We start from the raw sequence: 7,489 nt of genomic DNA, 5'->3' as shown, positions 1-7,489 counted from the left end.
CACGTCACCCTCACCTCCGTCGCCCAAGCCATCTGCACCCGGCTCCGCCGCACCCCAAAAGCCCCTGCGCGGGCCTGACCCTCTACGCGGTCCTGCGCGAACTCCAGACCCTGCTCGCAGCCTGGACAGGCACCTGCCACACCTGCGGACAACCCGTCCAAACCCGAACACCCGACCAAAAACCCCAGGTCAACAGCACCTAACAAAGCCCTACTAGGGGCCCCAAACAAAACAACTTCACCACAACGGGCACCCCCGCTTTAATCTGGCGCCCGAGCGCCGGCGTCGCCGAAGGCGACCAGGCCGACCCCCGAGGCGCAGCCGAGGCCCAGAGCCCCCGCGTGGGCCCTCACGCTCACTCCTGAAAGTCGCCCGCCGCGCGACGAACCTTGGCGAGCAGGTCAGTCAGTTGGCTGGTCTGCCGATCAGTCAGCCCGCGCAGCCCGAAGTCGGCCTCAGTGACCGCTTTCGTCGCCTCCTCGCGCCGTTCCCGTCCGGCATCAGTGATCTCGGCCAGGGTGGTGCGCCGATCGGTGGGATGCGGGGTGCGGCGAACCAGCCCGTCGGCTTCCAGCCGGTCGACGATGTTGGTGACGCTGGTGGGGTGCAGTTGCAGCCGCTCCCCCATCACCCGCATCGGCAGGCTGCCGCGCTTGGAGAACGTCAGCAGCACCAGCGCCTCGTAGCGGGCGAAGGTCAGGCCGTGCGGCTTGAGGGCGGTGTCCACGGCGGACTGCAGGATCTGCTGGACGCGCATGACGCTGGTCACCGCGGCCATCGTGGTGGAGTCGCCGATGCGCTCCCCCCACAGCTCCGCCGCGCGGGCGATCGGGTCGAAAGACAACGGACGCGACCTCATGGGCGTTGAAGCTACCAGTGGGTTCGCCCGGATAGTGTGCGGGCAGGAGCCGGGATCGAGGGAGTGCGCCATGCTCGTCGCGTTCAGTGTCAGCCCGTTGGGCGGGGAGTCCGAGGCCGTCGGCGAGGCTGTCGCCGCCGCGGTGCGGGTGGTCCGCGAGTCCGGTCTGCCGCACCAGCTCACCGCCATGTACACGATCGTGGAGGGCGAGTGGGACGAGGTGCTGGCGGTGGTCAAGCGCGCCACCGATGTCCTGCTGGTCGACTACCCGCGGGTGAGCCTGGTGCTCAAGGCCGACATCCGCCCCGGCCACACCGGCCAGCTCACCGCCAAGGTGGCGCGGGTCGAGCAGTACCTCGCCGACTGAACCGACCGACGACCGAGGAGTCGCGCCGTGGACCCCCGCACGCTGTGGCTGTGCTACGAGACCTACCACACCGTCACCTACTTCACCCCCGAGTCGATCGCGGAGACCGACGCGCTGGGCTGCAAGGGCCGGTGGATGGGCTACTTCGGCATGCGCGCCGCCCCGCTCGGCGCCGCCCCCGCCTGGTTGGCCTCGGCCGCGTTCTACAACTTCCACCCGTCCCGCGTGGAGCGCGCCCTGCCCGAGGCGTGGGCCGTCGCGTCGCCGGAGGAGTTCCTCGCCGCCCGGCTCCGCGGTGTGGACGGGGCGCTGCGGCGCATGCTGGGCGACGAGGTGGTCAACGGCCCGGACGTCGCCGAGGCCGCCGACATCGCCCGCACGCTGCTGCCGTGGATCCCCACCGCGGGCCGCGTCCTCGGTGCCGCCAACGCCGCGCTGGACCTGCCCGAGCAGCCGCACCTGGCGCTCTGGCAGGTCACCACGACGCTGCGCGAGTCCCGTGGTGACGGCCACGTCGCCGCGCTCGTCACGGCGGGCCTGGACCCGGTGGAGGCCCTTGTCGCCATCGGCGCCGACCAGGGCTTGACCGCCGACTACCTGCGCACCGCGCGCAACGTCCCCGAGGACGAGTGGACGGCCGCCGAGACGCGCCTGCGGGAACGGGACCTGCTGGCCGCCCCCGGCACCCTCACCGACTACGGCCGCGAACTCCGCCAGTCGATCGAGGACCTCACCGACGAGGCCGCGGCGGCGCCGTGGCAGCAACTCGGCGACCGGGGCACCGCCCGCTTCGTCGACCTGCTCGCCCCGCTGGCGCTGACCATCGCCCAGCGGAACGAGGCGATGCGGGTCAACCCGATGGCGTTGGCGCCGCTGGCCCGACTCACCGAGCTGACCGGCACCTGACGATCGCGAACCCGCGCCCGCCCGCGCCGCACCCGACCAGGCACGACGGCCCGGTGCGGCCGGGTTGGGCGGTAGGCCGGACGCGGTCGGGACGCCCATGCCAGGATGAGCAGGTGACCAGGCCAGATCCACGCCAGACCGCAGCACTGTCGGCCGCCCTGTCCAGGGCCGTCGACCTCTCCGGGCTCAAGGCCCGCGCGGACGCCACCGCGAAGACGCCCTCGTCCGCCGCCGGTCAACCCGCGCCGTCGGGCGAGCACTCCATCGATGTCACCGAGGCCAACTTCGAGGCCGAGGTCGTCGAGCGCTCCACCCAGGTCCCGGTGGTGGTGGCCCTGGTCGCTGGCTGGTCGGCCCAGTCGACCCAACTCGTGGCCACCCTGGAGAAGCTCGTCGCCGAGGGCGGCGGCGCCTGGCGACTGGCCAAGGTGGACATCGAGGTCAGCCCCAGGGTCGCCCAGTTGTTCGGCGTCCAGGGCGTGCCGATGGTGGTCGCCATCGCCGCCCGCCAGCCGGTCGACGCGTTCAACGACGTCCCGCCGGAGGACCGGGTCCGCCAGTGGATCGACAGCATCCTCGACGCCCTGCGCGACCGCCTCCCCGGCATCCGCGCCGCCGAGGCCAACGCGCCCGTCACCGAGGCGGCCCCCGAGTCCGAGGACGAGCGCTTCACCGTCGCCGAGCACGCCCTCAGCCTCGGTGACTTCACCGCCGCCGAGGCGGGCTACCGCGCCATCCTGGACGCCGAGCCGACCAACGCGGACGCCAAGGCGGCGTTGGTCCAGGTGCAGTTCCTGGCCCGCACGCACACCCTGGACCCGTCGGTCATCGTCCGCGCCGACACGTCCCCCGACGACGTCGACGCCCAGACGACGGCGGCGGACCTGGAAGTCGCCGAGCAGCACGTCGAGCAGGCGTTCAGCCGTCTCATCGGCACCGTGCGCCGCACCGCCGGACCCGACCGGGACAAGGCGCGCACCCACCTGGTCACCCTGTTCGACCTGTTCGAGCCGGACGACCCCCGGGTCATCAAGGCCCGCCGGGACCTCGCCAGCGCCCTCTTCTGACCGCGATCCGGTGAATCAGCCCTGCGGCGGGGCTGATTCACCGGACGCGCCGATCAGATCGTCCGCCGCCCGGTAGGGATCAACCGTCCCGGCCCCGACCTCCGCGGCCAGCCGGTCCAGCAACTCCCCCTGGAACCGCTCAATCCGCACCCGCACCGCCGCCACCGCGATGGCCGAGATCTCCGCCCGTGCCCGTGCCAGGCGCCGCCGCTCGAACCCCCCATGGGCAAGTCCCCACGCGTGGTGCTCGTCAATCGCCTCGACCAGGGCGGAAATCCCCTCCCCGCGTGGCGCGACCGCCGGTACCACCGGCTGCCGCCACGAGGCCCCGCGGATTTCCCGCCGTCCCAACGAGATCGCGTGCCGGAGCTCGCGGACGGTGGTCTCCGCGCCGTCCCGGTCGGCCTTGTTCACCACGAAGACGTCGGCGATCTCCAGGATTCCGGCTTTCGCCGCCTGGATCCCGTCGCCCATCCCGGGCGCCACCAACACGACCGCGCAGTCGGCGAGCCGCATGATGTCCACTTCGGACTGTCCAACCCCGACGGTCTCGACCAGCACCACGTCGAACCCGGCCGCGTCCAGCACCCGCAACGCCTGCGGTGTCGCCACGGCCAAGCCACCGAGGTGTCCGCGCGTCGCCATCGACCGGATGAAGACCCCCGGGTCACCCGCGTGCTCCCCCATCCGCACGCGGTCGCCCAGCAGCGCCCCACCGGAGAACGGCGACGACGGGTCCACCGCCAGTACCCCGACTTTCCTGCCCAGCGCCCGATAAGCGCCGACCAGCGCGGACGTCGTCGTCGACTTGCCGACACCCGGGGAGCCGGTCAGCCCGATCACCAGCGCCCGCCCGGTGAACGGCGCGAGCGCGGCCGCGACCGAGCGCGACGACGGGCTCGCGGCCTCCACCAGCGAGATGAGACGCGCGACCGCGCGCGGTTGTCCTTCCCGCGCGCGGTCGACGAGTTCGACTACCGGGAGTTCCCTCACGCCCCGGGCACGGTGATGATCAGCGCGTCGCCCTGGCCACCGCCGCCGCAGAGTCCCGCCGCGCCGACGCCGCCGCCGCGCCGCTTCAGCTCGTACGCGAGGTGCACGACCAACCGGGCCCCGGAGGCGCCGATGGGGTGCCCCAACGCGATCGCGCCGCCGTTGACGTTCACGATGTCCGGGTTGACGCCGAGCTGCCGGGTCGACACGACGCCCACGGCCGCGAACGCCTCGTTGATCTCCACGAGGTCCAGGTCGGCGGCGGTGATGCCCTGCTTGTCCAACGCCTTCTTGATCGCGTTGGACGGCTGCTCGTGCAGGCTCGCGTCCGGACCGGCGACGACGCCGTGCGCGCCGATCTCCGCGATCCAGGTGAGCCCCAACTCCTGCGCCTTCGCCTTGCTCATCACCACGACCGCGGCCGCGCCGTCGGAGATCTGCGACGCCGACCCGGCGGTGATCGTGCCATCGCTCGCGAACGCGGGCCGCAGCTTGGCCAAGCCGTCGACCGTGGTGTCCGCGCGCACGCCCTCGTCGGTGTCGAACACCACCGGCTCGCCCTTGCGCTGCGGGATGCTGACCGGCGCGATCTCCTCGGCGAACCGCCCCTCGGCGATGGCCTTGGCGGCGCGCTGGTGCGACGCGGCGGAGAACTCGTCCTGCTCGGCGCGGGTGAGCTGGTAGCGGGCGTTGTGCTTCTCGGTCGACGCGCCCATGGCGACCTGGTCGAACGCGCAGAAGAGGCCGTCGTGCGCCATGTGGTCGAGCAGGGTCACGTCGCCGTACTTGAAGCCGGAGCGGGACTTGGGCAGCAGGTGCGGGGCCTGGGTCATCGACTCCTGGCCGCCCGCGACGACGATGTCGAACTCGCCCACGCGGATCAACTGGTCGGCCAACGCGATCGCGTCGAGGCCGGACAGGCAGACCTTGTTGACGGTCAGCGCGGGGACGTCCATCGGGATGCCCGCGGCGACGGCGGCCTGCCGGGCCGGGATCTGGCCCGCGCCCGCGGTGAGCACCTGGCCCATGATCGTGTACTGCACCTGCTCGGGGCGGACCCCCGCGCGCTCCAACGCCGCCTTGATCGCGACCCCGCCGAGCTGCGCCCCGGTGAAGTCCTTGAGCGAGCCGAGCAGTCGGCCGATCGGCGTGCGGGCACCGGCGACGATGACGGATGCGGACACAGCGGTCTCCTCGAACGGTGGGAATCGATGCGTATCGATGCGAACGGGCGTTAACCTGGACCATACTCGGCCCCGCGCGGTTTGCCACGCACCCGTGTGAGCAGCCGCACAGCCCGAGGTTACCCGCGAGTAGAAGGGCGTACCTTGGCGATCATGCGTGACGTGCTGCAGCCCCTCGTCGTGGCGATCGACCACGTCGGCGTGGCGGTACCCGACCTGGACGCGGCCATCGCCTTCTACCGCGAGCACTTCGGCCTGGAGTCGGTGCACGAAGAGGTGAACACCGACCAGGGCGTGCGCGAGGCCATGCTGCGCGTCCCCGGCGACGACGGCACCGGCACCGCCGTGCAACTGCTCGCGCCGCTGGACGAGAACTCCACGATCGCGAAGTTCATCGGCCGCAACGGTCCCGGCCTGCAGCAGTTGGCCTACCGGGTGACCGATGTGGAGGCCGCGGCGGACACGCTGCGCGCCGCGGGTCTGCGGGTGCTCTACGAGAAGGCCCGGCGCGGCACCGCGGACAGCCGCGTCAACTTCGTGCACCCCAAGGACGCGGGCGGCGTGCTTGTCGAACTGGTGGAACCCGCCCCCGGGCACTGATCCCGGGAGCGGGTCAAGACCGACTAGCGGACCCCGTTCATCAGCCTGCGCACGAGCGGCGTCAACGCGGCCATGACCAACCCGAGCACGATCGCGGCGCCGCCGAGGACACCGAAGTACGCGGGCTCGTTGTCCTTCGTGTAGTACTCGGCCAGCGAACCGGCGACGGAACTGCCCAGCGCGAGCGACAGGTAGAACAACGCCACCATCTGCGCGGTGTAGGCCTGCGGCGCCAGTTTCGTCGACAGCGACAGCCCGACCGGCGACAGGCACAGCTCGCCGAGCACGAAGATGACCAGCACGAGCACCAGCAGCAGCGGCGGGATCACCTTGTCGCCCTTGGTGAACCCGAGCAGCGCCATCACCAGGAACGCGATCCCCATCGCGCCGACCCCCAGGGCGAACTTGACCGGGGTGGGCGGTTGCCGCCGCCCCAGCCGCACCCACAGCGCCGCGAACACCGGGGCCAGCAGCACCACGAACAGCGGCTCGACCGAGTTGAACCAGGACGGCGGGACCTGCCACCCGAACAGGTCGAGGTCGACGCGTTCCTCCGCGTAGATCGCCAGCACGGTGAACTGCTGCTGGAACAGCGACCAGAACCCGAAGCTGACCAGGAACATCGGGATGAACGCGACCACCCGCTGCCGCTCCACCCGCTCAACCCGCCCGCTCAGCAGCAGCACCGCGAACAGCACCACCGCGGCCGCCGCGATCACCCAGGTGACCACGTCGGCGAGGTTGCCCGCCGCGATGACCCCGGTCAGCACCAGCACCACAACGGCGGCCACCCCGACCGCGATGACCGCGAACGACCGGACCTTCGCCGGACCGTCGAGCGGGTTGGGCACCTCGCGCCCGGACTCGGGGAGGTTCTTGCGCCCCACCGTGTACTGCGCCAACCCGGCCGCCATCCCGACCGCGGCGAGGCCGAACCCGTAGTGGAACCCGACCCGGGTCTGCAGCAGCCCGGTCAGCAGCGGGCCGACCAGCGCGCCCAGGTTGATCCCCATGTAGAAGAGGGAAAACCCGGCGTCCCGCCGCTCGTCGCCGTCCGGGTAGAGCGCGCCGACCAGCGTGGTGGCGGTCGCCTTCAACCCACCGGACCCGATCGCCACGCAGATCAGCCCGACCGCGACCCCGGCCACCCCCGGCAACACGGCCAGCGCGACGTGCCCGAGCAGGATCAGGCACCCGCTGTAGAACAGCGTCCGCTCCGGCCCGAACAACCGGTCCGCCACCCACGACCCGGCGATCGTCGCCAGGTACACCGACCCCCCGTACGCCCCCACGATCCCCGCCGCCGTGGCCTTGTCGATCGCCAACCCGCCGTCGGCGACCGAGAAGTACAGGTAGTAGAGCAGGATCGCCTGCATCCCGTAGTAGGAGAAGCGCTCCCACATCTCGGTGCCGAACAGGTTCGCCAACCCACGCGGATGCCCGAAGAACTCTCGGGGCTGCTCGACCTCGGTAGCGGTACTCACGGTCGGTAACGTCCTTTTCACCCGGGTGT

General features: G+C 71.6%; 9 protein-coding genes. 5 read left to right on the top strand and 4 right to left on the bottom strand.

Annotation, left to right across the window (positions count from 1 at the left end; translation table 11 throughout):
- A partial coding sequence (locus tag H504_RS42675) for a hypothetical protein (protein WP_211239395.1) occupies positions 1 to 203 on the top strand: 203 nt, incomplete at its 5' end.
- A 152-nt stretch (positions 204 to 355) separates the two neighbouring features.
- On the opposite strand, the gene H504_RS0124160 is transcribed toward H504_RS42675, so the two are convergent.
- The gene (locus H504_RS0124160) at positions 356 to 859 is read right to left on the bottom strand and encodes a MarR family winged helix-turn-helix transcriptional regulator (RefSeq protein WP_026424880.1); all 504 of its coding nucleotides are present in this window, start codon (positions 857 to 859) and stop codon (positions 356 to 358) included.
- A 70-nt stretch (positions 860 to 929) separates the two neighbouring features.
- On the opposite strand from H504_RS0124160, the gene H504_RS0124155 reads away from it, so the two are divergent.
- The 3 genes from H504_RS0124155 to H504_RS0124145 all read left to right on the top strand — a co-directional run bounded on the left by H504_RS0124155 (position 930) and on the right by H504_RS0124145 (position 3,199).
- The gene (locus H504_RS0124155; protein ID WP_026424879.1) at positions 930 to 1,226 is read left to right on the top strand and encodes an MTH1187 family thiamine-binding protein; all 297 of its coding nucleotides are present in this window, start codon (positions 930 to 932) and stop codon (positions 1,224 to 1,226) included.
- A gap of 27 nt (positions 1,227 to 1,253) precedes the next feature.
- On the top strand, positions 1,254 to 2,132 hold the full coding sequence (locus H504_RS0124150) for an SCO6745 family protein (RefSeq protein ID WP_026424878.1): 879 nt from the start codon (positions 1,254 to 1,256) through the stop codon (positions 2,130 to 2,132).
- 113 nt (positions 2,133 to 2,245) lie between these two features.
- Positions 2,246 to 3,199 carry a tetratricopeptide repeat protein gene (locus H504_RS0124145; RefSeq protein ID WP_026424877.1) on the top strand — a complete coding sequence of 318 codons (954 nt, stop codon included), beginning with the start codon at positions 2,246 to 2,248 and terminating at the stop codon, positions 3,197 to 3,199.
- A 15-nt stretch (positions 3,200 to 3,214) separates the two neighbouring features.
- On the opposite strand, the gene meaB is transcribed toward H504_RS0124145, so the two are convergent.
- Both meaB and H504_RS0124135 read right to left on the bottom strand, forming a co-directional pair.
- Positions 3,215 to 4,192 carry a methylmalonyl Co-A mutase-associated GTPase MeaB gene (meaB, locus tag H504_RS0124140; protein ID WP_026424876.1) on the bottom strand — a complete coding sequence of 326 codons (978 nt, stop codon included), beginning with the start codon at positions 4,190 to 4,192 and terminating at the stop codon, positions 3,215 to 3,217.
- Positions 4,189 to 5,376: an acetyl-CoA C-acetyltransferase gene (locus tag H504_RS0124135; RefSeq protein ID WP_026424875.1), complete on the bottom strand. Its 1,188-nt coding sequence runs from the start codon at positions 5,374 to 5,376 to the stop codon at positions 4,189 to 4,191. Before H504_RS0124135 ends, meaB begins: the two co-directional genes overlap by 4 nt.
- A gap of 153 nt (positions 5,377 to 5,529) precedes the next feature.
- Between H504_RS0124135 and mce the strand changes: the two genes are divergently transcribed.
- Positions 5,530 to 5,976 carry a methylmalonyl-CoA epimerase gene (mce, locus tag H504_RS0124130; RefSeq protein ID WP_026424874.1) on the top strand — a complete coding sequence of 149 codons (447 nt, stop codon included), beginning with the start codon at positions 5,530 to 5,532 and terminating at the stop codon, positions 5,974 to 5,976.
- Between the two features lie 23 nt (positions 5,977 to 5,999).
- Here mce and H504_RS0124125 read toward each other — a convergent pair whose 3' ends face one another.
- Positions 6,000 to 7,460 carry a peptide MFS transporter gene (locus H504_RS0124125; RefSeq protein WP_026424873.1) on the bottom strand — a complete coding sequence of 487 codons (1,461 nt, stop codon included), beginning with the start codon at positions 7,458 to 7,460 and terminating at the stop codon, positions 6,000 to 6,002.
- Between the last annotated feature and the right edge of the window lie 29 nt (positions 7,461 to 7,489).

This window comes from Actinokineospora inagensis DSM 44258 (assembly GCF_000482865.1).
In the GTDB taxonomy this organism is placed as follows: domain Bacteria; phylum Actinomycetota; class Actinomycetes; order Mycobacteriales; family Pseudonocardiaceae; genus Actinokineospora; species Actinokineospora inagensis.
This window is presented reverse-complemented; position numbering and strand designations above follow the sequence as displayed.

Coding starts and splice junctions, on each gene's coding strand:
- H504_RS0124160 (WP_026424880.1), bottom strand. CDS start 859: ATGAGGTCGCGTCCGTTGTCTTTCGACCCGATCGCCCGCGCGGCGGAG.
- H504_RS0124155 (WP_026424879.1), top strand. CDS start 930: ATGCTCGTCGCGTTCAGTGTCAGCCCGTTGGGCGGGGAGTCCGAGGCC.
- mce (WP_026424874.1), top strand. CDS start 5,530: ATGCGTGACGTGCTGCAGCCCCTCGTCGTGGCGATCGACCACGTCGGC.